The organism is Haloarcula montana (genome assembly GCF_035666295.1).
GTDB classification, from domain to species: Archaea; Halobacteriota; Halobacteria; order Halobacteriales; family Haloarculaceae; genus Haloarcula; species Haloarcula montana.
This window is the reverse complement of record NZ_CP142028.1, coordinates 253,095-274,054: the sequence shown is the minus strand read 5'-3', so window position 1 is coordinate 274,054 and position 20,960 is coordinate 253,095. Positions and strand designations below refer to the sequence as shown.

Below are 20,960 nucleotides of genomic sequence, written 5' to 3'. Positions count from 1 at the left end.
CTCGGACAGTGACGGTGAGAGACACGTGACCGACACCACACCCGTGTCGGTCGTGATCGTGACCTACAACGAGGAAGAGCGTATCCGTGACTGTATCGAGTCTGTCCTGGCTGCGACCCACGGCCTCGTCGACGCCGAGATCGTCCTGGTCGATTCGAATTCGACGGACCGGACCGTCGATATCGCGGCGGAATACCCCGTCACGATCGTCCGGATTCCCGACGACGAACTGACGACGCCAGGTGCGGGTCGGTACATCGGCACAGCGACGACGGATGGCGACCCGATCCTCTTCGTCGACGGCGACATGGTCATCAAGCGACCGTGGCTCGAACGGGCACTCTCGACGCTGGCGGGGCGGGCCGACATCGGCGCGGTCGACGGCTATCTCGACACGCCCCCGAGTGAGACGACGGCCATCGAAGTGGATGCGGTACGTGGAGTCTCGCTGTACAGTCGAGACGCCCTCCGATCGGTCGGTGGGTTCGACCCGTATCTCAGATCGTTAGAGGACATCCACCTCGGGTACCAGCTAACCGGGGCTGGATACACGCTCGTCCGTCTGCCGGAGGTGGCTGCCGAACACACGTCGCGGAACTCCCTCTCGGAGCCGTTCAGGCGGCTCAAACGTGGATATACCGTCGGGTCAGGACAGGCGCTTCGCCGATCGATCGGCTCGAAGCGGCTCCTCAAAAAACATCTCGGGCGAATCCGGTACCGACTGGCACTGGCCGCGTGGCTCTGTGTCGGCGTCGGCGCCGTCCTGTTCCGTCCGGCGTTCGGACTCTGGCTCCTGCTTTCGGTTCTGGCGTCCGGTGTGCTCGTCCACGAACGCGGCCTCAAGGGTGGAGCCGGGTTCCTGATCGGCAAACTGTTCGGTCTCGTCGGGGTCGTCGGAGGGATGGTCGGCGCGCCAGAGCGTCCCGAATCGTTCCCGACCGAACGCGTCGAGACGGTCCAGCAGGGGCCGATCGTCCCGGCCGCCACGGCCCCAGTCGACGACGGCGAGAACACGTAAGCACACGTCGCGTGAGCGGGTCCAGAACGCTACGGCTGGGCGGTCTCTGGCGGTTCGGGTTCGAACGTTTCGTCTTCGAGTGTCGTCTGTTCGACGGAGTACTCGGTACCGTTGCGCACGATCGTACTGTTCTCGACGGTGACCGTCCCGTTCTCAGCCGAAACCGGGTCACCGGTCACGTCGATTCGTGAGTCGACGATCCGGCAGTTCGAACTGTCGATAAACCGAAGTCCGTGTCGCTGTTCCCCCCGGTGTTCGATCGTGCAGTCCCGGAAGACGGTGCCGTCCCGGCCTTCGATCCGTGCCAGGACGCCACCCCCCGTGCTGCCGGACATCGTGCAGTTTTCGACGGTCAGCGTCTCGCCGGTCGCCCCCTCGGCTGGGAAGGTTCTGATAGCCGGGATCGACGCTTTGTCCACGGTGATCGTCGTATCCCTGACGATCGCGCCGCCGTTGGCTGCATGGCAGACGATCCCGCCAAAGCTCTCGGGGGCGTTCTCTCCGAACCGAATCCAACAGTTGTCGATCACCTGTCCGGACTTGTTTCGTAGGCGGATTCCACGGGCGTTCAGTCCGCCGGACCCGGGGGTCTCCGCATCGACGACGATCCTCACGTCCGTCGCGCTGGAGCCTGTCGTCCCGAGGCGGACGCCGGAGACATTGTTGTTCCGATAGGTGCCGCCGCTGACGCGGACGGGTCCGTTGCCACCGCCAGCCCCGCCGGGTGCGGAAGCGTACAGTCCGTTATCCGAGAACCGTTCGATGGTACAGTCGTCGAGGCGGAGGTCGCCAGCGTGGTTCTTGCCGACGAAGAGGCCAGTCAGGGACTGGTTGTCGTCGGTGTTCCGGGCCACGAGGTTCTCGAACCGGACAGCCCCACTGTCGTCGGCTTCCACCTTGAGCACCGAGATCTGGTTCGAACAGGAGCCGAGACAGGTCACGTTCCGGACGACTGACTCCCCGCCGAGAAGGAGGTGTATCGGGCCGCCCCCCGAGGCGCTCCGGAAATCGAACGTGGCGTTTTCGAGGTGGAAGTCCTCGATCCCGCCGAACGAAACCCAGGGTTGGCCCCCGTGGCAATCGCCATCGGTCGGGACGAACGTCGCCGGTTCGTCGCCGATGCCGACCACCCCGAACCCGGTCCGGTCGCGCACAGTGAGCGGGTCGATCCGATACGTTCCCGGCTCGAACGCCAGGAGTGTGTCGTCGTCAGCGTACTCCTCAAAGAGGAAGTTGACCGGCTGCTGGCCGGTCGGATCGGCGCCCTCGGCGGCGGCATCGACCACCGTCCCGAACTCCTCCCACTCCGGCCACTTTTCGGCCGGTGTCCCCGTGGCCTGGGCAGGGGTCCCCTCCGCTGATCCGTTCGGCTGGTCGGACCCATCACCCGACTCCTGCTTCGAAGAAACGTACAGTCCAACGCCAGCAAGTCCTGTCAGCCCGGCTGCACCTGCCGCTTTGAGTAACTCTCTGCGTTTCATGATAGGGACCTGTGGTGTCGAGGCTCCACTCCTGGTTTGTAATGGGAGGACTATCAGGCGTAGCCGAGCTCTTCGAGGCGGCGTTTGACCTCGTCAGTAACCTCGGGCTGTTCGTCGACCACTGCCTGTCTGTCGAGCTCCTCGATCAGTTCTTCGAGCCGCTCTTTCGGGTCCGAGAGCGCTGTCTCGCCGAGACAGCGAAACGCCTCCGGGTCCGTCTCGTAACAGTACGTCCCGTCCGGCGTGACGAACCCGTGGAGCGGTGTCTGCCAGTGATCGAACAGCGACTCCGAGAGGCCGTGCCGATCGAACTGTGCCCTGTGGAACGGGAGCAGTCCGTGGGACTCGACGAACTGGTCTCGCGGGTCCAGCGTCCCGAAGAGATCCCGCCCCGCCGACTCGACGGGGACGTCCGCGAGAGCGGCGATCGTCCGGTGCACGTCGAGGAGGTTGACGACCTCGGACCGCCGCGTCGTCTCGATCCCCTCGCCACTGACGACGACCGGAACGCGCGTCAGTTCGGGGTGGAGACTGATCGAGTGGTTCCACAGGTCGTGCTCGCCGAGCAACTCCCCGTGGTCGGAGAGGGTGACGACGTAGTCGAACGAATCCAGCAGGTCCGCGTGGATGTCTCGATAGACCGCGGAGAGATACCGGACCGACTCCCGGTAGGCTGCCCGGACCGTCTCGGGATCGGTGACGGTTCCGGCGAGAGCTTCGGCGACGACGACGGTCACGGGATCGGAGCCGCCGGGCGGTGGATGGTACGGCGTGTGTGCCTCCATCAGGTTCACGAAGAGGAGTTCGTCCTCGCCGAACTCCGTCTCCCGCACGCGCTTGCGGATCGCCGCTCCGCCGCCGTCGTAGCTCTCGGTCCGGAACAGCTCGTAGCCGTAGCGAAGCGATCGGCGCGTATCCACGTCCTCGGTGAAACAGCGAGCCAGCCCGGAGAGGTTTCGGTAGAGCCCGGGTTCGGTCGCCTCGATATGTGCGCCCCAATCGAAGATTCGATCGTCGGTCCGCCCGAGGTTCGCCGTGCGGACGAACTCGTCGAAGCCGCGATCCCAGCCGTCGTACTGGTTGAGTTGGGCGTTGGCGCTGAACGCGCGGGTCCGGTGGCCGGCGTCGCTGAACGCTTCTGCAAGCGTCCGCTCCCGACAGTCGAGCGTCGGCGCGGTTCCGTGGACGCCGATCGTGCTCGCGTAGCGGCCGGTAAACAGCGATGCGTGGGCCGGGACCGTCCAGTGGGAGGTCGAGTACGCTCGGTCGAACCGAGCGCCCGGGAGCCAGTCGAACTGCTCGTCGAACGCGTCTGCCCGTACCGTATCCAGAACGACGACAGCGACGTTCGTCATTGGTCCCCGTTTCGGGCTCTGCTGGATTGTTATGCTCCGGCTACAGGATTGCTACCGGAGGGGTAGCACGCGCTTACCCACGGCGGAATCCGCGCGCTTCAGCGCGGGGGCGAACTCACGGGCTTCGGGACCCGTCGTAGCCCGGGATGACATCCGAGTAGCCAACGGAAGCGTCCTCGCCGTAGTAGTTGTCCCACCAGTCGATGTTCGCCCAGGTGCTCTCGGTGGCCTGGATGATCGCCTCGTTGGTCCAGCCGGCGGGGGAGTCGCGCGGTTCGAGATCGTTGAAGAACCAGTTGTCGTGGACATCGTAGGCTTCTTCCGGCGTGCCACGGATCTGGATGGACTGGAGCGGGTCACGGTGGCCGCTCGTGCTGACGACCGGTTCGACGACGTTGTTGTGCACTTCGAGGGACACCCCAGCAGGCTCGTGCACGTCGATGACACCACCGGTCGATTGCGGCCCGAAGTGGTTGTACCGGGCGGTGTACCCCGGGTTATCCCCGGCACTCTTCACCGAGTGGCGGTTGAAGTTGAAGTAGTTGTACTCGATGGTCGGCGTTCCCGATTCGGCGGCGACGCCGTAGCCGATTCCACCGGTGTTGTTCTCGCGGACGACGTTGTGATGGACGTGTGCGCCGTCGCCGCTGGCGACTCGGACGCCGGCGTAGGAGAACCCCCAGATGTCACAGTTGTCGATCTCACCCGCACCGAACGTCTGGACGCCAGTGCCACTGGAGTCCTTGCTCGTGTCGTCGTCTGGGTGAGGCCCCTTCAGGCGAACGCCGGTCAGCCGTCCGCTGCCGTCGATAGTCAACAACTTCCACGGCTCGGAATCCGTGTAGAGCAGGGCACCCGACGAGCCGTCGACGCCACGACTGGACGCCAGCGTGACACCGTCCGGGATGTCGTACCGCCGGTCCCCCAGACTGATCTGCTCGCCGCCGGGGACGAAGACGGTCTCGCCGCTGCTCGCACTCGCGAGCGCGTTGTCGAGTTCGCTTCGCGAGTTGACGACGTAGTCCGCGTCGGACTCCGTCACCGCGTTCGGATACCCGGGGCCGCCACCGAGGACTGGGCCGTCGGTCGATGTCGTGGTCTGCTCCTCCTCGTCCTGCCACGGGAAGCCACCCTTCCAGCCGTCGCCGGTCGCGCCATCCTGGGGGTAGTAGTCGAGGTTCGATTCGCGGCCGTCGACGAAGGCGTCGGCCTCGCCCTCGATGGTCACGTCGAGGACGAGATTGTTGAACTCGTAGGCGTGGCGTTCGCCGGGATCGACCCGGCCAGCGGCCTTGGTCCCGTCGTCGCTGACCCAGTGGAAATCAGGCTCGATCACTGCACCGTCCAGCGTCGAGGCGACCATGTCCGCGTCGTCCTCGACTTCGAGGTAGTAGTCGGCCCAGGAGTCGCCGGTCCCCTCGAAGGAGTAACTGTGTTCGCGTTCGACGTCGACCTCCTGCCACGGGAAGCCGCCCTTCCAGTCGTCGCCGGTCGCGCCCTCCTGAGGGTAGTAGTCGAGGTTCGATTCGCGGCCGTCGACGAAGGCGTCGGCCTCGCCCTCGATAGTCACGTCGAGGACGAGGTTGTCGAACTCGTAGGCGTGGCGTTCGCCGGGATCGACCCGGCCAGCGGCCTTGGTCCCGTCGTCGCTGACCCAGTGGAAATCAGGCTCGATCACTGCACCGTCCAGCGTCGAGGCGACCATGTCCGCGTCGTCCTCGACTTCAAGGTAGTAGTCGGCCCAGGAGTCGCCGGTCCCCTCGAAGGAGTAACTGTGTTCGCGTGTCTCTGGTGGGTCTTCACCGGTCAACTCGTACGACGTGACCTCGTTCCCGTTCACGAAGAGTGTGAACTCGCCGTCCATCGGACTGATCGACGCGATCTCTCCCCAGAAATCGAAGGTGTCGCCCTCTCCGGTGTCGACCGAGCCCGTGGCGGTCCAGGTCCCGTCGCTGTTTTCGACGACCTCGTCACCCTCTTCGACGGGGTGATCCCCGTCGGTTACGGCGACCATCTTGCCCGTCGTCGTGACTGTGTAGTTGATCGACGTGTCGTTCTCGGCGACGAGCTGCAAGCGGTCCGCTTCAGTACCGCTCTCGTCGCCGTAGGAAAGGGATACCTGCGCGTCTCCATTGACATCGAGCGAGGTAAGCTCGCCGTTAAATCGGTAGGCGTCCGTATCGCGGTGGACGGCCCCCGTGACCGAACTCCCGTCGATCGTGTCTTTGACCTCCGTGGGGCCAGTCTCGGAGTGGGGTTCGACGCCCCCACTGACTGCGAACTCGTAGGTGGATTTCGCTGCGCTGACCGTCCCGTCGATCACGATCGTGTTAGGGTGATCTGACGCTCCGCCGACGGCGGTCCCGATCGCGAACGGACTCGCAATGGTGACACCACTGATCTGGAGCAACCGCCGCCTGCTGAGCGGTGTCTTCGATCGCCGATCGCTCTCGTCTGTCTCGGTAGGTGTACCTTTCTCGTTCGTATCGTCGGGAAAGTCACCGTTGCCTTGAGGCATGGGTCGGTATGATCTACTTACTGTAAAGGCCCTTTTTACGGGACGGCGACGGTTGGGAGCGGCTACGTACCGCTCGAAACTGGATACGTATCAGTTACCTACTGGGTAGAGACGGAGTTGCCTAATCTGTACGGCAGCAGACTGTGAAGGTAACCCAGCCGCAGGCACCGCCTACTCCTCGATACCGCGTCCAGTATACCCCTCCTACCGGCAGTATGGCTCACTTACTGTCGGTCTCGTGGCCGTATCGGCGCTACAGTGTGACTGATCGAAGCCGGTAGTGGTCTAGTCAGAGGCTACCTTTGTGACCGGTGACGGATATCCCGGTAGATGGAACGGAACGACCTGGCGACTGAGAAGCAGCGGGGCGGGCGTATCGACGCCGGCCAGCGGGGACAGGCCCGACGGTGTCGACTCGTTCCGCCGGCGATCACACCGGTCGGGCTCGCAGATGTTGCTGCTGGCGTTCACGGCCACCTCCGGGGGGCAGGGCGGGACGAGTTTCGACGGCAGATCGAACAGTTCCTCGACGCGGACGACTCGGCGACCTACACGTCCTTTCGGCGAACGCTCGCAGGGTGTTTCCAGGCGCTCGCCACGAGCGGCGACACTGACCGCCGTGAGGTCCTGATCCCGGCGTTCTGTAGCTCGGACTACCCCGACGTGATCGAATCTATCGGCCTCCAGCCTGTTCGTTACGACGTGGACCCGGGGACGCTCGCCTGCGAGACGAGTTCGATCGAGGCAGAGATCGGGCAGGACACCCTCGCCGTCGTCTCGATCAACGTCCTCGGATACGGGTCGCCGATCGCCGACCTCGCCGCCCGCTGTGATCGGCACGGCGCGTACCTCGTCGAGGCGCTGGGGTACGCGCTCGGGACGACCTACGAGGGAGCGCGGCTCGGTACGTTCGGCGACTGTGCGGTCTTGAACTTCCAGCAAGGGAAGCCGATTCCAGTCGGCGGTGGCATGGTTACCTCCCGGACCCCGGCGCTGGAGTTCGACGATCGGGGCCGATCAGCGATCCAGGCCAACGTCGCCACGATGGCCGGCTACGCGCTGTTGTCACACCCGCGACCGTACTACGCCTTCACCCGTTTGAAAGAGCGCTTCGACGGCATCGGTGGCCTGGCGGACCGGGCCACGACCCATCCCGGTTCGCCGTCGGATAGCTCGTACGCACCGCCGTTCGAAACGATATCGGACTTCCAGGGGACGGTCGCAGGACGCGTGTTCGGCCGGCTCGACGATCACCGCCAGCACCGGGAACGGACCGCACGCTACTACGCCGACCAACTAGCCGACTGTCCGGGCGTCGATCACGTCGTACCGGTCGACGGGCTCGCGAAGCTCCAACACGTCAGGTTCCCGCTGCTCGCGGCGACCGAACCACTGCGGGACCGGATCGGGAGCGCGCTCGGATCGGCGGGGGTCCAGACGGCGAAACTGTACGACTGGCCGGTGATCGACCCCACGGTGTTCCCCGGCGCCGGCGCCCTCCAGCGGAGAATCCTCACGCTCCCGACCCATCCGTACGTCGACGACCGCGACCGACGGCTGATCGTCGAGACGGTTCGGGAGACGGTGGGGCGCTCGGACGACCCTGGCTCTCGGAGGAACGAGTGAGCCCACGAGTAGCGTCGTTGCTGGAACGGTTCAGTGCTGGCCCTGACAGCCCGTCCGTCGCGGAGTCGCCCGTCGAGTACTAGCTCCATAACTTACCACCAACTCCGCCACCGTTCGGTATGGCCAGTTCAGTCGAGTCCGCAGTCGTCCCCGCGATCGGGACGGGCGGATCACTCAGCGCCGTCCGATCGTTGGGCCGACAGGGGATCAACACGATCGCCGTCTCCGACCAGGCCCGGCCGCCGTCGTTCAGTTCCCGGTACTGTGGCGAGACGGAGACGGTCCCCGATCCGGCCACAGATCTCCAGGGATATAGCGACGCTTTACTCGCGCTCGCACGGCGAGACGACGTCGGACTGATCGTCCCGGTTCGGGAACCGGACGTATACGTCCTCGCGAAGGACCGCGAGCGCTTTGCCGACCATCTCAAGACGCCGTGGCCGACGTTCGAACAGTTGCGTCGTGTCCACGACCGGATCGAACTGTTCGATGCGGCCGAGCGGGCGGGCGTCACGGTGCCCGAGACGTGTCTGCTAGACGAGGTCGAGGATTGGGGTCGCGAACGGATCGTCAAAGGTCGGCACGCCATCCTGACCCCGGACAACACCGAGACCGTCCCCGACGGACAGTTCCGGACGCCTCCGAAGACGACGTTTCTCGAACCCGGACAGAGACCGGACGTCGACGGCATCGTCGCGGAGATGGGACACGTGCCGATCGCACAGGCCTACGTCGACGGGACCGAGTACTGTTTCCGGGGGCTCTACCGGGACGGCGAGGCGGTCGTCACCTCCCAGAAGAGACTGGTCCGGGGGTACAAATACTCGCGTGGACCGAGCATCTACCACGAGGCCGTCGACCTTCCGGGGTTGGAAGCGGCCGGCAGGGCGCTGCTTGACGAACTCGACTGGGAGGGGATCGCCTCGGTCGGGTTCATCCGCGACGACGACGGCACGTTCTCACTCCTAGAGATCAATCCGCGAATCCCTTCCAGCCTCCCGATGGACAGCCACGCCGGCCTCGACTACCCCTACTACTGGTGGCGACTCGCCAACGACCGTCCCGTCGGAGACCACCGCAGCGACTACCACAGCGGCGTGGCCAGCCACCTCGTCCGTGGCGAAGCCGCGCATCTCCACAGCGTCCTCACGGAGGAGTACGCTCTCACCGAGCGGCCGTCGGTGCCGGGCACCGTCTGGAACATCGCGTCGTCGCTGGTCACTCAACCGCACTTCGATTACTTCAGTCTCGACGACCCGGCCCCATTCGCCCGTGACTGGCTGAACATCGCAGACGGGGTCCTCGGCGGGGAGTGAGCGGTCCGGTCGGTTCCCGGCGGCGGTGCCGTCAGCTCCGGTCCGCGACGGTCGCCATCGTCTCGACCGATAGCGAAGTCGTATCCCGTTTCTGCGCCGCGTAGGCCACGATGCTGGCAATTCTGCGTTCGTCCTGTTCGGTGCAGATGTCGTTGGGATGCAGCCAGACGTGGAAGAGTCCGTCAGTCCGGCTGGCGCGGTCGATTCCCCGTTTGGCCTGCCGAACGATCGGATCGACGCCGACTGTCCCCGCAACCTGCCGGGGCCAGCCTTCGAAGCCGAACAGATACAGCGACGGTGGCACGTCGACCAGTCCGTACTCGTCGACGGTCGGTGTGATGAGGTTCAGATGGTTCGGGTCGACGGCTGCGAGGAGCTTCTCGGCGATGCGGCCGGGAGTGCTCGACGGTCTGGGTCGGCGACTCCGGTAACACGTGAACCCGAACTCGTCGAGGAGTTCACGGTACCCAACCGCGTTCCGCGGGAAGATCAACGTCTCGTAGTCGATGCCGAACCGGTTCGCCGCCTCCACCGCAGCGTCGAGTTCACTGCGGGCGATCCGCTCGGTCACGCGGGGATCGTCGAACAGCACGTGGGAAAACGTGTGACTGGCGATCTCGTGGTCCGTCTCCGATTGGACCACGTCGTCCACGAGGTCGGGGCTGAAACGGAGGTCAGATCGGTCGCTCCACCGGTCCCGCTCGTGGTCGAACCAGCCGTCGATCGACGGGAGGTCGGCGTGGACACCGTCACAGTCGTCCAGCATGAGATGCCCGACGACGGCCCACGTCGCCGGGATACTGTGTTCGTTCAGGCAGTCCAACAGCCAGGACCACCCGTCGCGACCGGTCTCGATTCGATCCGTCGGGAACTCGGAGAGATCGTGGAATCCCCAAGCGAGTTCGGCGTCGATCGAGATGACGAACGAGCCCATTAGGAGGTCACTCTACTCATTAGTCGGTCCTCGGCAACGATCCGGTTAGTTACCGTTCGCTTACGATCAAACCTCCTCGTAAACGGATCGCCAGTGGCCAGAGACCGGTCGAGCCGATCCGTCTCCCTGACACATAGCTGGGCCTTACCGGTGACAAGCTAAGGATAACAAACACCGTTGACAGGGGAAGTACACCCATGCAACGACCGTTTTTGGTGCACAGAGAGAGGGCGGACGAGCGGCTCGGAACGGACCGACCGCCGGCACGGCTGGCCGTACAGCGGAGTGATCGATGACCGGCGACACCGTCACCGCTGGGGTTATCGGCGTGGGAAGTATGGGGCAACACCACGCCCGGGTGTACAACGAGCTGCCGGACACGACCCTCGTCGGAGTTGCCGACACCGATTCGAGCCGGGCCAGGGAGATCGCCGTGGAACACGGCGTGACACCGATGTCTAGAGGGGAACTACTGGACGAAGTCGATGTCGCCTCGATCGCCGTGCCGACGCGCTTCCACGCCGATATCGTCCAAGAGTGTATCGACGCGGGGGTCGACGTCCTCGTCGAGAAGCCGTTCGTCGACGATCACGCTCGGGGGCGCGAGCTCGCCCTGGACGCACGGGCGGCCGGTGTGACGCTCCAGGTCGGCCACATCGAGCGGTTCAACCCGGCGATCAAGATCCTCGCCGACATCGTCCCCGATCTCGACGTCGTATCGGTCGATATCGACCGTCTCGGGCCGCCCCTGGCCCGCGAGACCGAGGACAACGTCGTCATGGACCTGATGATCCACGACGTCGACATCCTCCTGTCGCTGGTCGACGACTCGATCGAGTCGCTCTCGGCGATCGCTCGCGACGACCGCCACGCAACGGCACAGTTCGAGTTCGCGGGCGGGACCGTCTCGACGATCACCGCGAGCCGACTCACCCAGGAGAAAGTCCGGAAACTGTCGATCACGGCCGAATCCTGCCGGGTCAACGTGGACATGATCAGTCAGACCGTCGAGATCCACCGGCGTTCACTCCCGGAATACATCGAGTCCGACGGCGACATCCGGTACCGACACGAGAGCGTCGTCGAGCGCCCGATGATCGAGAACGGCGAGCCGTTGAAAGCCGAACTCGCGTCGTTCGTCGAGGCCGTCCAGAACGGGACCGAGCCGGTCGTCACCGCCGAAGACGCGCTCGACGTACTGGAGGTGGTCGAGCGGATCGAAGGGTTGGCCCTCGCTCCGGTTCCGGAGGTGGCCCAGCCGTGAGCGAGACAGTTGCCGATCGACCGGGACTGTACGGTGCCGAGAGCGATACGGCTGCCCAGCGGACGGCACTCACGAGCGGGGATATTCCGGTCGCCGTCTACGGCCTCGGGAAGATGGGGCTGCCGCTGGCGGGCGTCTACGCGGACGTGACCGGAAACACCGTCGGTGTCGATGTCGACCCGGCTGTCGTCGAGCGGATCAACGGCGGTACCTCACCCATCCAACGCGAACCGGGACTCGAAGCGCTCGTCGCCGAGACGGTCGAAGACGGGAGCCTGTGGGCGACGACGGACGGCGACGCGGCGGCCGACGCGGCCGCGGTCCACGTCGTCATGGTTCCGACCCTACTCACCACGGACAAGGAACCCGATCTGTCGATCCTCGACGAGGTCGTCTCGACGATCGCGACGGGGCTATCCCCGGGCGACGTGGTGATCGTCGAATCGACGGTTCCGCCCCGGACAACAGTCGACAGGGTCCGGCCGACACTGCTCGAAGAGAGCGACCTCGAAGCCGGCGAGTTCGGCGTCGCCGCCTGCCCCGAACGGACCGTCAGCGGCCAGGCACTCGCCGATATCCGGGGGACGCATCCGAAGGTCGTCGGGGGCGTCGACGAGGAGAGTACACGTGTCGCGACACTCATCTACGACGCGATCACCGACAACGAGGTGCTCGCCACGACGGACGCGGCGACCGCCGAGGCGGTCAAGGTCTTCGAGGGGATCTATCGCGACGCGAACATCGCGATCGCCAATCAGCTCGCCCTCTACGCCCAGGAGATGGACATCGACGTCAACGAGGGGATCGACGTGGCGAACACCCAGCCCTTCTGTGACCTCCACGATCCCGGTCCGGGTGTCGGCGGCCACTGTATCCCCGTCTATCCGTACTTCCTCAGCGGACAGTTCGACGCCGACGCGTCGGTCCTGACGGCCGCTCGTGAACGCAACGACGGCATGCCCGCCTTCACCGCATCGATGGTCGAGGCCATCCTCGACGACGACGGTGTCGACGCGGAAACAGCGGACGTCCTCCTGCTCGGTGTGACCTACAAGGCGAACATCGCGGAACTCCGGAACAGCCCGTCGATCCCGCTCGCCGACGAACTCGGTGCACTCGGTGCGACGGTCTGGGCCGTCGACCCGCTGGTCGAGGACTGGAGCGAACTCGAACCGATGCGCCCGCGGACAGTCGACGAGATCGACGGAGTATCGCCGGACGTGGTCGTGCTCGCGACCCCGCACGAGGAGTTTACCCGACTGGACTGGGAGCGGTTCGACGCGCCGATCCTCGACGGTCGGGGGGTCATCGACACTCAGGCTGTCGAAACGCCGGTCTACACCGTTGGAGGTCGATGGCCGTGAGACCGACACGACGCCGACCGCTCCGGGGCGGTTGGGGGGGCCGACGATGACCGACCGGACCAGGACGATCGAGATCCCGGAGCAGATCGCCGTCGAGTTAGCAGGGCGGATCGACGGGACCGAGTTCGACTCCGTCGACGAGTACGTCGAGTTCGCGCTCGCGCAGTTACTCGCGGAACTTCGCTACCACTCCGCGGAATCCGACGGGTTGCCGGTCGCGGACGAGACCGAGCAGCAGTCCGGTAGCGAGTCCGTCGCAGACCAACTCGAATCACTCGGGTATCTGTGATCTGGGCCGATCGGTTCACGCTGTCCCGATCGGGGAACGACCAGTCGTCGGACCCCATCGTGTTGTCTCTTTTATCAAAATTCGCCTCCGCGTGAAAATCGACCCCTTTGATGCCGTCCGGCAGATGAGGTGTGACAATGAGGCACCACCACAGCACGCCCGATGGTACCGAAAGTCAGTTCCTGTACGCTACACCCAGTGATCCGGTCGTCACACCCTTCGAGTGAAGCTATGGAATCGAATCCAGACTCATCGGACCCGAGCCCGGAATTCAGCGTCGAACTGTTCGTCCGGTCGCTTGCACCCCACGGTGCCCACGAGCGACAGCAGGCGATCGTCGAACGACTCGAACAGCTCCAAGAGGACGACTGCATCGAATCGGTGACCTGTACGGTCTGGGGCGATCGAATCTGTCCGGAGACGGCACCGCGGCTTACGGACGGCCGATCAGTGCTGCAGAATATCGCCAGGCTCCGAACGTGGGCACAGACACACGATGCCTCACTGGAACCGTTCTTCGCGGAACGAACGGTCCAGTCGGCGTGTGAGGATACCTACACGGTGATCGTCCCGCCGGTCGTCTGTCTCGCCATCTCCCGTGACGAGGAGTTGTGGGGCGTCTTCCCCTGTCGAAAGGCGGACGATACGCTCTCGGCGATGGACGGACTGGCCACAGTCGCCGACTTTCCCTCCGCTGATCCGTTGACCGACCGACCGTTCGCCCACCCCTGATCCTCGCCCCCTCCGTTCGGTCGCATATCCACAACCCCTACGCAAAACCGAACGACGACTGTGAATCACTGCTTACCGACCGGAGATGTACACGTACGTGGCTATGGCGACGGCTTCGAGAATCGCGGTCGGGGAGAAAATAACCGCGAATGCGGAGATTTACCAGTGTATAAGGCGTTCCTCCACGAACAGCCGCCGGAAGTAATCCCAGTCGAACGGTAGATAGCACTGTCATTACAATAGTGCCGTCCTGTGTTCGGTCAGATAGACACGCCGGTCAACGGCGATGTCTGTAACTACCTATGGCACGACAGTTCGAAGCCGCCGACGAAGGAATGACAGTGAAGACAGCAAGCGGTGACGAGATCGGGACGATCGAGTCGATCGAAGGGAACAGAGCCCACGTCACACCGAGCTCAGGCCTCTCACAGAGCATCCGCAAACGCCTCGGCTGGACGAAGGAGAACGAAGCAGTCTACGAACTCCGCCACTCGAAGGTGTCCGAGTTCACGGACGACGCTGTCGTTCTCAAGGACTGAAGCCTCGACCACACGCGGTGTGGTCGCTGGTGAGAGCGGGACTCCCTGTGGCAGGTCAGCGTAGCCTGTTACCGACGATGCTACGTTCCCGGCTTACCGGGACGACAGCCACTAGCAGTCCGTGCAGTCGTGTCGAATGCGCGTTTCTATCCGATCGAGATGGCTATACCCGACAACAGCGACGACGAGTCCGTCCTCCCGGATCGATTCCAGGCGCGCTGCCATGTATCGCTCCCGGACGGCGTCCAACACCGATGTCGATGGTGGCGGCTCGAACGCCCGGAGTAACGTCGTACTACGGTGTCGGTGGGCAGCTTCGTGCTCGGCCTGCGCCGACGGTGACGCGTCCCTCTGGAGATCGTATTTCTGAGTGCGATCCAGCGTCGCTATCGAAGACAGGCCGGGAACCCCGGCCTGAACCAGTCGACTCGCGACTGCGTGTCCCCCCATACGGACGATCGACCGCCCCGTTCGCAGGACTGTCCGGAGCGCCGGTTGCTGTTCCCGGAGTTCGGCGACGAGCGTCCTGACTGTCTGTCGTCCGGGGAGATCGATTCCGACGACCGGGGTGGCCCCGGACGCCGCGATCGCTGCTGCCATCTCGCCGCCGACAGCCGCAGCGGCGTGATCACGACTGTCGGCCGACACGACCAACTCGGGGAGTTCGAGCGCGACGGTCTCGGGATCGACCGCTTCGACGAGTGCCGAGACGCGGTACTCGCTGGCCGGGTGATCGTGGACGACACCGACCAGTAGCAATGGCGAACCGTCCGTATCGATCCACCGGAGGGACTCGTGGTCGATCCGGGGATCACTTTCGACGATATCGTCGAGGTGCGGCGTGGATTGAGACACGGTAATAGGCGCCTACCGACCGTCTATAGGGAACCATACCGCTCAGACTACTTAGCTTGCGCGCCCAGGAACCGAGAAGGGGAAGCTTACGCTGCTGCCCGTAGCAACCGTCCGGGCACAGCTCGCAAAAACGACGGAGCAATACCGCCGGGAGAATCAGCTATCGCGCTCGCTCAGCAATCGCTGCTGGGCGAGCGCGAGCGTGAGATACGGTTCGACCTGTGCAGTTGTCTCGGACTCGCGGACCAACTGCCGTTCCATGTTGTACTCGATAAACCCACGCTCGGCGAGGGTCGGAAGGTGGGTGGTCGTCAACTCGGTCGTGAGCCGCTGTCGAAGCTCCTCGCCGTCGCCGGTCGAGTCTGTCTTCGCGAGAACGTAATCGACCAGTGCAGTGATCGTAATCTCGCCCTCGGATCGGAGCAGATAGGTCAGAACGTACCGGTGTTCGGGGGCCTTGAGAACGTCGAAGACCTCGTCGATCGTCGCTGACTCGGCTGCCGTCTCCGGAACGCTCCCGGCGGCCAGTCGCTGGAGGAGACCCCGCATGGGTTCGTCTATCCACTGGTCGGGCACTGCGACCGAATCGCTCTCCTCGTTCTGTTGTATATCACTCATCGAACTGTAGAGCGAGCCCGCGCGGTACACGCTGGAGCGGTGTCGGTCTCTCGATGCATTCGTCGGGACGACGGCCGAGCAGTACATTGTTATGCCGCGCCAAACCACAACGGACGGTGACCCCACGCCAGTACCCACTCCCATCCGTCGTGGTGGTCGGCTTCAACGGTCCCCTGAACCGACCGAGGTCACCAACGGGGCGTCCGTCGTCCGATCGGTCCGGAACAGTCGGGCCGACAGTGTGGACGGCCACAGGGTTACTCCGGATCGTGTGCAGGGAGCAACCCCTGGGCCATGAGCCGGCGGGCGATCACGACCAGCCCGTTTCCGAACCCCGTGCCGAAGACCGCCTGTTCCTCTTTGGACTCGGGGAGGATCGAACTGACGAGAATCGCCGACCGATCCACGAGGAGCAACCGACCGATCGCCGTCTCGTCTTCGGTTACGGCGGTCCCGTGTAACCACTCCAGTCCCGAGACGAACGTCGTCGCGTTCGGGATCGCTGCCTGTATCTCCTCCATGAGGGTCTCGGTCAACGCGCCGATGACCAGATCGACTTCCCGTTGGACATCAGTCAGCGTTTCGATGAGATCGTCGGTCAACAGCGAGCTATCACCGATGACGAGGACGACCTCCTCTTCTGCCTCGCCGATGAGTTGGTCGGCCCGGTTCTCGATCCCGTCGTGGCCGGACATCGCCCAGACTTCCTGTACTGGCGATTCCTCCTCGTCGTCGACTTGGTCGACCGTATCGAGGGCGTCACGCAATCGATCGACGCGCGTCTCGTACTGGTCGCGAAGCGTTTCGATCGCTTCGTCCAGGGGGACGGCGCGGAACTGCTGGGGACTCGAATGCTGGATCTCGACCAGCCCCTGGGCCTCCAACACGCGAATCGCGTCGTATACGCGTGTCCGTGGTACCTCTGTCGTCTCGCTCAACTTCTTTGCCGTTCCGGATTGGACGCGAGCGAGTCCGACGAAACACCGGGCTTCGTACTCTTTCAAACCCAGTTGTTGCAGTACTTCTATCGCTTCTTCTAAGCCTTCGTTTGTATTCATGTGTCCCAACCTTCCGGGGAAATTCCGGAACCCGTTTGAGCCATTCACTCCCGGCACGGATAGGTATTGTCACTATAATAACGACGCGATCGTTCGCGGAGACGAGACGAAAGAGACAGTTCTGAAATAGTTGATAATAGGGACGATAACTGACCCTTTAGACATCATCTCGCCGATACTATTTTATCATAATTGATACTGAGCGTCCGCTTTACCCGGATATTCCAGGTTGTGACTCACATAATCACCAAAGGTCTATACGAGAGGGATACTCAGGCTACTCTGCACGCAGTTAGTGCTGTGTCCCAACCACCCTGCTGCTGCGTGCTGACCCGGCCCTTTCCGGCCGGCTTTCGATCTGCCAGCGCCACATCGGAGCCGAGCCATCCCTGAACCGCCAGTGTCGTGACGATCAGTCCTTGGCCTACCGCGTGCGATCGACCGGAAACTGTCGACGCTGCTGGGCGTCTGCTACCCGACAATGTCCCGAACGAGCGGCTGCGGCCGTCGAGGGTCCAGTCACGGGTAACAGCGGGCTGTCGTACAGCTCCGGCCGTGCCGCCGTGGAACGCTGTTCGACGATTCCGGTGGTTCTCGGACATAGGGGCGTATTACCCGACCCAGGTCTCGCATAACAAAGAGCGCGGGCGTCTACCGTCCGTCTGCCCTACAATGAAACGTCGAGATCTTCTCATTGCAGCTGCTGCAGGAACGACAGGTATCGCCGGAATCGGGACCAGCGGATCGTCACAGGCAACCACAGGAACCCAGGTCGACGACCAACTCCCCCACGCAGACGAGTTCGGGACGGTGGTAGACGCAGTAGAGGCAGGGGCGAACCCGGCCGGCGAAGAGCCGGTGAACTTCCTCTTCGAGGAGTACGCCGACGACGAGACGCTGCTGGCGTTCGAGCCTGGCACCTACGAGATCGATTACTTTTCGCTGTCCGACATCGAACATCTCGGCGTGGTCGGGACGGGATCGGACCCAGCCCAGTTCGTCCCAGCGGCGGGACAGTGTCGTGGCGGCCATCCCTGGGTAGCTTTCCAGGGCGTGCGGGATCTGTTGCTCGAAAACGTCACGTTCGACTTCCGCGAGGCCAGCGCCGGCGGACCGTTGCATCTCTTTCTCGAAGGCGATTCGACGGTCCGAAACGTCGCCTACCTCGGTTCCTGTTCGAACCAGATCGGCGTCATCAAGATCGAGGTGCGCGATGCGAACGGGACAGCTCGCGTCGAGAACCTCGTCACTCGGAACGTCGACGACAACAACTCACTCACCGGCATCTACGTCACCGAAAACCACGCCGGAGAGTTGACGTTCGTCGACTGTCAGGTGGAGAACTACTCGGACAACGGGCTGTACGCGTCGTCACCGGGGGGCTCCGATGGACAGGACGGCGCCGTCAACGTGATCGGGGGAACCTACCGGAACAACAACGTCGCGGGCGTTCGGTTGGGGACGACGGGAGCACGAGCCGAGGACGTGACCGTCGTCGTCGATTCGAAGACGCCCGGCTGGGGGACGCTCAACGCCCGGGGAATCCGACTGCGCAACAGATCCGACCAAGTGATCGACAACTGTGAGATCACCTTCGGCACAGACGCGGCCGAGAGCTTCGGCGGGATCGTCTTCCACCGTGCGAACGGCGGCGCCCGCGTGAACGAGACGACGGTCACCGTCAACCGGGGAGCGGTACCGGCCGTCAGAGCGTTCCCGGCCGCAACACCGGCCGAATCGGCACCGGTCTTCGAGAACTGTACGTTCACAGGGGAGGCGGCGGACGGCGTCACGGCCCGTATCGAAGGCCGGGACGGGACGGTTTTCCGGGACTGCACGATCGAAGGAACGGGTGACGACCGACGGGGAATCGACGTTCTCGACAGCGAGAACTGCCGGATCGTCGACTCACGAATCGACGTGAGTACCGTCCCCGTAACCGTCGAGAACGGGACTGTCACCATCGAGAACACGACGGTGGCCACCGGCAGCGGCGACCGCTACATCGAGCAACGAACGCTCGAAAACGAGACGCTGGACCTGAACCCGGAGGCCGGGGTTGGGATCGCCGACCAGACGACTGACGGGACGAGTGTGACCGTCTCCAACTACGCGTTCGGCCCAACGGGCAGGTCCCTTGGTATCTGGAGCACGTCCGATGGCGATCTAGACACCCTTCTCGGATCGGTCACCAGCCCGAACAGCGGCACCGATACGAGCGTCGAACTGGATCAGACGGTCGCGACGAGCCGGCCCGTTGTTGCTGCGATCCACAGCGAAACCACGCCAACGACCGCGAACGTGCTCGCCCAGGACAGTGCGTCGCTCGCGCTCCAGCAGGGGTCCGATGAGACGGTCGCTCGGTTCGATACGAACGGGCAGTCCGGGATTCAGATCGGCGAGGTGATGGACGCGATTACCGAGTACAACTCCGGCGGCACGATCGGCGGCGAACCAGTCGAGATACAAGATGTGATGGCTGTGATCAGCGAATTCAACAGTTGAGACCGGTCGTGGACGTGGTGGCCCGGATGTCACAGCCGGTGACAGACGGTGTCACTGCATCTCGCAGGCCGAGACGTACGACCCCTCGCGTGCTGTCAGCCACGCTGTCGTCTGTTGTTCCCCACCGGTATCTGTCGCGAAGATCGTACACTCGCTCAGCGAATCATCGTACTCGACGACTTTCGACTCGAAGTGCCGCAGACTTTCATATCCTGGGTCAACGAACATGGATACGTCGTACTGCTTGGTCGGGTATTGTTATGCTATGGCTACGGCAACGCTGTCGACGACTGGGCAGTTACTCGAACGTATCGAGTTCGGTGTCCCAGTCGGACCGTGAGCGCTGCTGAACGGCGGAGTTGCCGCTCCGACCGATACTGCGGGAGGCGACGACTGCTGTCATTCGTCGTGTGACGACTATCGGGGGTCACGAGCGGGAATCAGTCCGTGAGCCATGAGCCGTCGGGCGATCACGACCAGCCCGTTTCCGAACCCCTCCCCGAAGATAGCTCGCTCTGTCTTGGTATCGGGGATGATCGAACTCACTAAGATGGTTGAGCGGTCGATCAAGAGGAGGCGGCCGATCGCCGTTTCGTCTCCGCCCACGGTGTCGCCGTGTAACCAGTCCAGCCCGGAGAGGAACGTGGTGGCGTCGGGCACAGCCGCTTGCACTTGTTCTTGGAGTGGGTCCGTCACTGTCCCGATAATCAGATCGATCCCATCACCGACTTCGTTGAGGGTCTCGACGAGATCCGCTGTCAAGAGTGATTCGTCTCCGATGACGAGCACGACCTCCTCTTCTGCCTCGCCGATGAGCTGCTCCGCCCTGTTTTCGATTGCGGCGCGCCCGGACATCGCCCAGATCTGCTGGACGGGGGATTCGTCGCCCTCATCGACGGTTTCGATCGTATCGAGTGCGTCGCGTAGTCGTTCGACGCGGTTCTCGTACTGATCGCGGAGCGTTTCGGTCGCCTCCTCCAGCGGGACCACGCGAAATTGCTGTGGGCGCGAGTGTTGGATTTCGACCAGCCCCTGGGCCTCCAACACGCGAATCGCGTCGTAGACGCGTGTCCGTGGAACCTCGGTGAGTTCGCTCAGTTTCTTCGCAGTTCCCGACTCGAGGCGCGTTAATCCGACGAAACATCGGGCCTCGTATTCTTTCAATCCGAGTTGCTGGAGGACCTCGATCGCTTCGTCCCTGCTCTCTCGTGTATCCATATGTCCCAACCTCCCGGGGACTCCCGAGACCGTTCTAACAGTTCTTTCCCGGGACGGATAGGTATTGTCACTTCTGCTGTAACAGCTCTCACTGTTTCGAATGGTAATACGTGCCCACGAAACGTAAAAACGTAATTGGGTGGCGATTCTGTGACAACACTTGTAACTATCACAGTGACGATAGCGTTGTGAACTTTTTGCGACGTTTTAAGCCGGGAGCACCCGGATAGAGAAGACTAACTCGATTAATCACAAAAGAGCTAATTAGGT

General features: G+C 63.5%; 18 protein-coding genes. 9 read left to right on the top strand and 9 right to left on the bottom strand.

Annotated features, from left to right (window positions below; genetic code table 11):
• Positions 1 to 25: 25 nt before the first annotated feature.
• On the top strand, positions 26 to 1,018 hold the full coding sequence (locus tag VJ109_RS17005) for a glycosyltransferase family 2 protein (protein WP_324760536.1): 993 nt from the start codon (positions 26 to 28) through the stop codon (positions 1,016 to 1,018).
• A 29-nt stretch (positions 1,019 to 1,047) separates the two neighbouring features.
• Here VJ109_RS17005 and VJ109_RS17000 read toward each other — a convergent pair whose 3' ends face one another.
• From VJ109_RS17000 to VJ109_RS16990, 3 genes are all read right to left on the bottom strand, one after another.
• Complete coding sequence (locus VJ109_RS17000) at positions 1,048 to 2,499, bottom strand: right-handed parallel beta-helix repeat-containing protein (protein ID WP_324760534.1); 1,452 nt, start codon at positions 2,497 to 2,499, stop codon at positions 1,048 to 1,050.
• 53 nt (positions 2,500 to 2,552) lie between these two features.
• Positions 2,553 to 3,854 (bottom strand): sulfatase-like hydrolase/transferase, encoded by a 1,302-nt coding sequence (locus tag VJ109_RS16995; RefSeq protein ID WP_324760532.1) that lies wholly within the window; start codon positions 3,852 to 3,854, stop codon positions 2,553 to 2,555.
• Between the two features lie 115 nt (positions 3,855 to 3,969).
• Positions 3,970 to 6,372: a right-handed parallel beta-helix repeat-containing protein gene (locus tag VJ109_RS16990; protein ID WP_324760530.1), complete on the bottom strand. Its 2,403-nt coding sequence runs from the start codon at positions 6,370 to 6,372 to the stop codon at positions 3,970 to 3,972.
• 330 nt (positions 6,373 to 6,702) lie between these two features.
• Here VJ109_RS16990 and VJ109_RS16985 point away from each other — a divergent pair, with 330 nt between their 5' ends.
• A complete protein-coding gene (locus VJ109_RS16985) occupies positions 6,703 to 7,998 on the top strand; it encodes a DegT/DnrJ/EryC1/StrS family aminotransferase (RefSeq protein ID WP_324760529.1) in 1,296 nt (431 codons plus the stop codon).
• 119 nt (positions 7,999 to 8,117) lie between these two features.
• Positions 8,118 to 9,314 carry a carboxylate--amine ligase gene (locus VJ109_RS16980; RefSeq protein WP_324760527.1) on the top strand — a complete coding sequence of 399 codons (1,197 nt, stop codon included), beginning with the start codon at positions 8,118 to 8,120 and terminating at the stop codon, positions 9,312 to 9,314.
• A gap of 31 nt (positions 9,315 to 9,345) precedes the next feature.
• Here VJ109_RS16980 and VJ109_RS16975 read toward each other — a convergent pair whose 3' ends face one another.
• On the bottom strand, positions 9,346 to 10,248 hold the full coding sequence (locus VJ109_RS16975; protein WP_324760525.1) for a polysaccharide deacetylase family protein: 903 nt from the start codon (positions 10,246 to 10,248) through the stop codon (positions 9,346 to 9,348).
• A 292-nt stretch (positions 10,249 to 10,540) separates the two neighbouring features.
• Here VJ109_RS16975 and VJ109_RS16970 point away from each other — a divergent pair, with 292 nt between their 5' ends.
• The 5 genes from VJ109_RS16970 to VJ109_RS16950 all read left to right on the top strand — a co-directional run bounded on the left by VJ109_RS16970 (position 10,541) and on the right by VJ109_RS16950 (position 14,436).
• Positions 10,541 to 11,512 carry a Gfo/Idh/MocA family oxidoreductase gene (locus VJ109_RS16970; protein WP_324760523.1) on the top strand — a complete coding sequence of 324 codons (972 nt, stop codon included), beginning with the start codon at positions 10,541 to 10,543 and terminating at the stop codon, positions 11,510 to 11,512.
• Positions 11,509 to 12,876, top strand: coding sequence for a nucleotide sugar dehydrogenase (locus tag VJ109_RS16965; RefSeq protein ID WP_324760521.1), 1,368 nt, complete (start codon positions 11,509 to 11,511; stop codon positions 12,874 to 12,876). The genes VJ109_RS16970 and VJ109_RS16965 overlap by 4 nt, the downstream gene beginning before the upstream one ends.
• A gap of 46 nt (positions 12,877 to 12,922) precedes the next feature.
• On the top strand, positions 12,923 to 13,165 hold the full coding sequence (locus VJ109_RS16960; RefSeq protein ID WP_324760519.1) for a hypothetical protein: 243 nt from the start codon (positions 12,923 to 12,925) through the stop codon (positions 13,163 to 13,165).
• 231 nt (positions 13,166 to 13,396) lie between these two features.
• Entirely contained in the window at positions 13,397 to 13,897 is a 501-nt protein-coding gene (locus tag VJ109_RS16955; protein WP_324760517.1) for an HTH domain-containing protein, read from the top strand.
• Between the two features lie 302 nt (positions 13,898 to 14,199).
• Positions 14,200 to 14,436 carry a DUF8593 domain-containing protein gene (locus tag VJ109_RS16950; protein WP_324760515.1) on the top strand — a complete coding sequence of 79 codons (237 nt, stop codon included), beginning with the start codon at positions 14,200 to 14,202 and terminating at the stop codon, positions 14,434 to 14,436.
• Between the two features lie 111 nt (positions 14,437 to 14,547).
• Here the strand turns inward: VJ109_RS16950 and VJ109_RS16945 are convergent, their stop codons facing one another.
• From VJ109_RS16945 to VJ109_RS16935, 3 genes are all read right to left on the bottom strand, one after another.
• Positions 14,548 to 15,291 carry a hypothetical protein gene (locus tag VJ109_RS16945; protein WP_324760513.1) on the bottom strand — a complete coding sequence of 248 codons (744 nt, stop codon included), beginning with the start codon at positions 15,289 to 15,291 and terminating at the stop codon, positions 14,548 to 14,550.
• A gap of 156 nt (positions 15,292 to 15,447) precedes the next feature.
• Positions 15,448 to 15,909: a DUF7344 domain-containing protein gene (locus tag VJ109_RS16940; RefSeq protein WP_324760511.1), complete on the bottom strand. Its 462-nt coding sequence runs from the start codon at positions 15,907 to 15,909 to the stop codon at positions 15,448 to 15,450.
• Positions 15,910 to 16,166: 257 nt separating this feature from the next.
• Complete coding sequence (locus VJ109_RS16935; protein ID WP_324760509.1) at positions 16,167 to 16,967, bottom strand: TrmB family transcriptional regulator; 801 nt, start codon at positions 16,965 to 16,967, stop codon at positions 16,167 to 16,169.
• 672 nt (positions 16,968 to 17,639) lie between these two features.
• Between VJ109_RS16935 and VJ109_RS16930 the strand changes: the two genes are divergently transcribed.
• Positions 17,640 to 19,472: a right-handed parallel beta-helix repeat-containing protein gene (locus VJ109_RS16930; protein WP_324760507.1), complete on the top strand. Its 1,833-nt coding sequence runs from the start codon at positions 17,640 to 17,642 to the stop codon at positions 19,470 to 19,472.
• 51 nt (positions 19,473 to 19,523) lie between these two features.
• Here the strand turns inward: VJ109_RS16930 and VJ109_RS16925 are convergent, their stop codons facing one another.
• Positions 19,524 to 19,700: a DUF7511 domain-containing protein gene (locus tag VJ109_RS16925; protein ID WP_324760505.1), complete on the bottom strand. Its 177-nt coding sequence runs from the start codon at positions 19,698 to 19,700 to the stop codon at positions 19,524 to 19,526.
• A gap of 189 nt (positions 19,701 to 19,889) precedes the next feature.
• The gene (locus VJ109_RS16920) at positions 19,890 to 20,690 is read right to left on the bottom strand and encodes a TrmB family transcriptional regulator (protein WP_324760504.1); all 801 of its coding nucleotides are present in this window, start codon (positions 20,688 to 20,690) and stop codon (positions 19,890 to 19,892) included.
• Between the last annotated feature and the right edge of the window lie 270 nt (positions 20,691 to 20,960).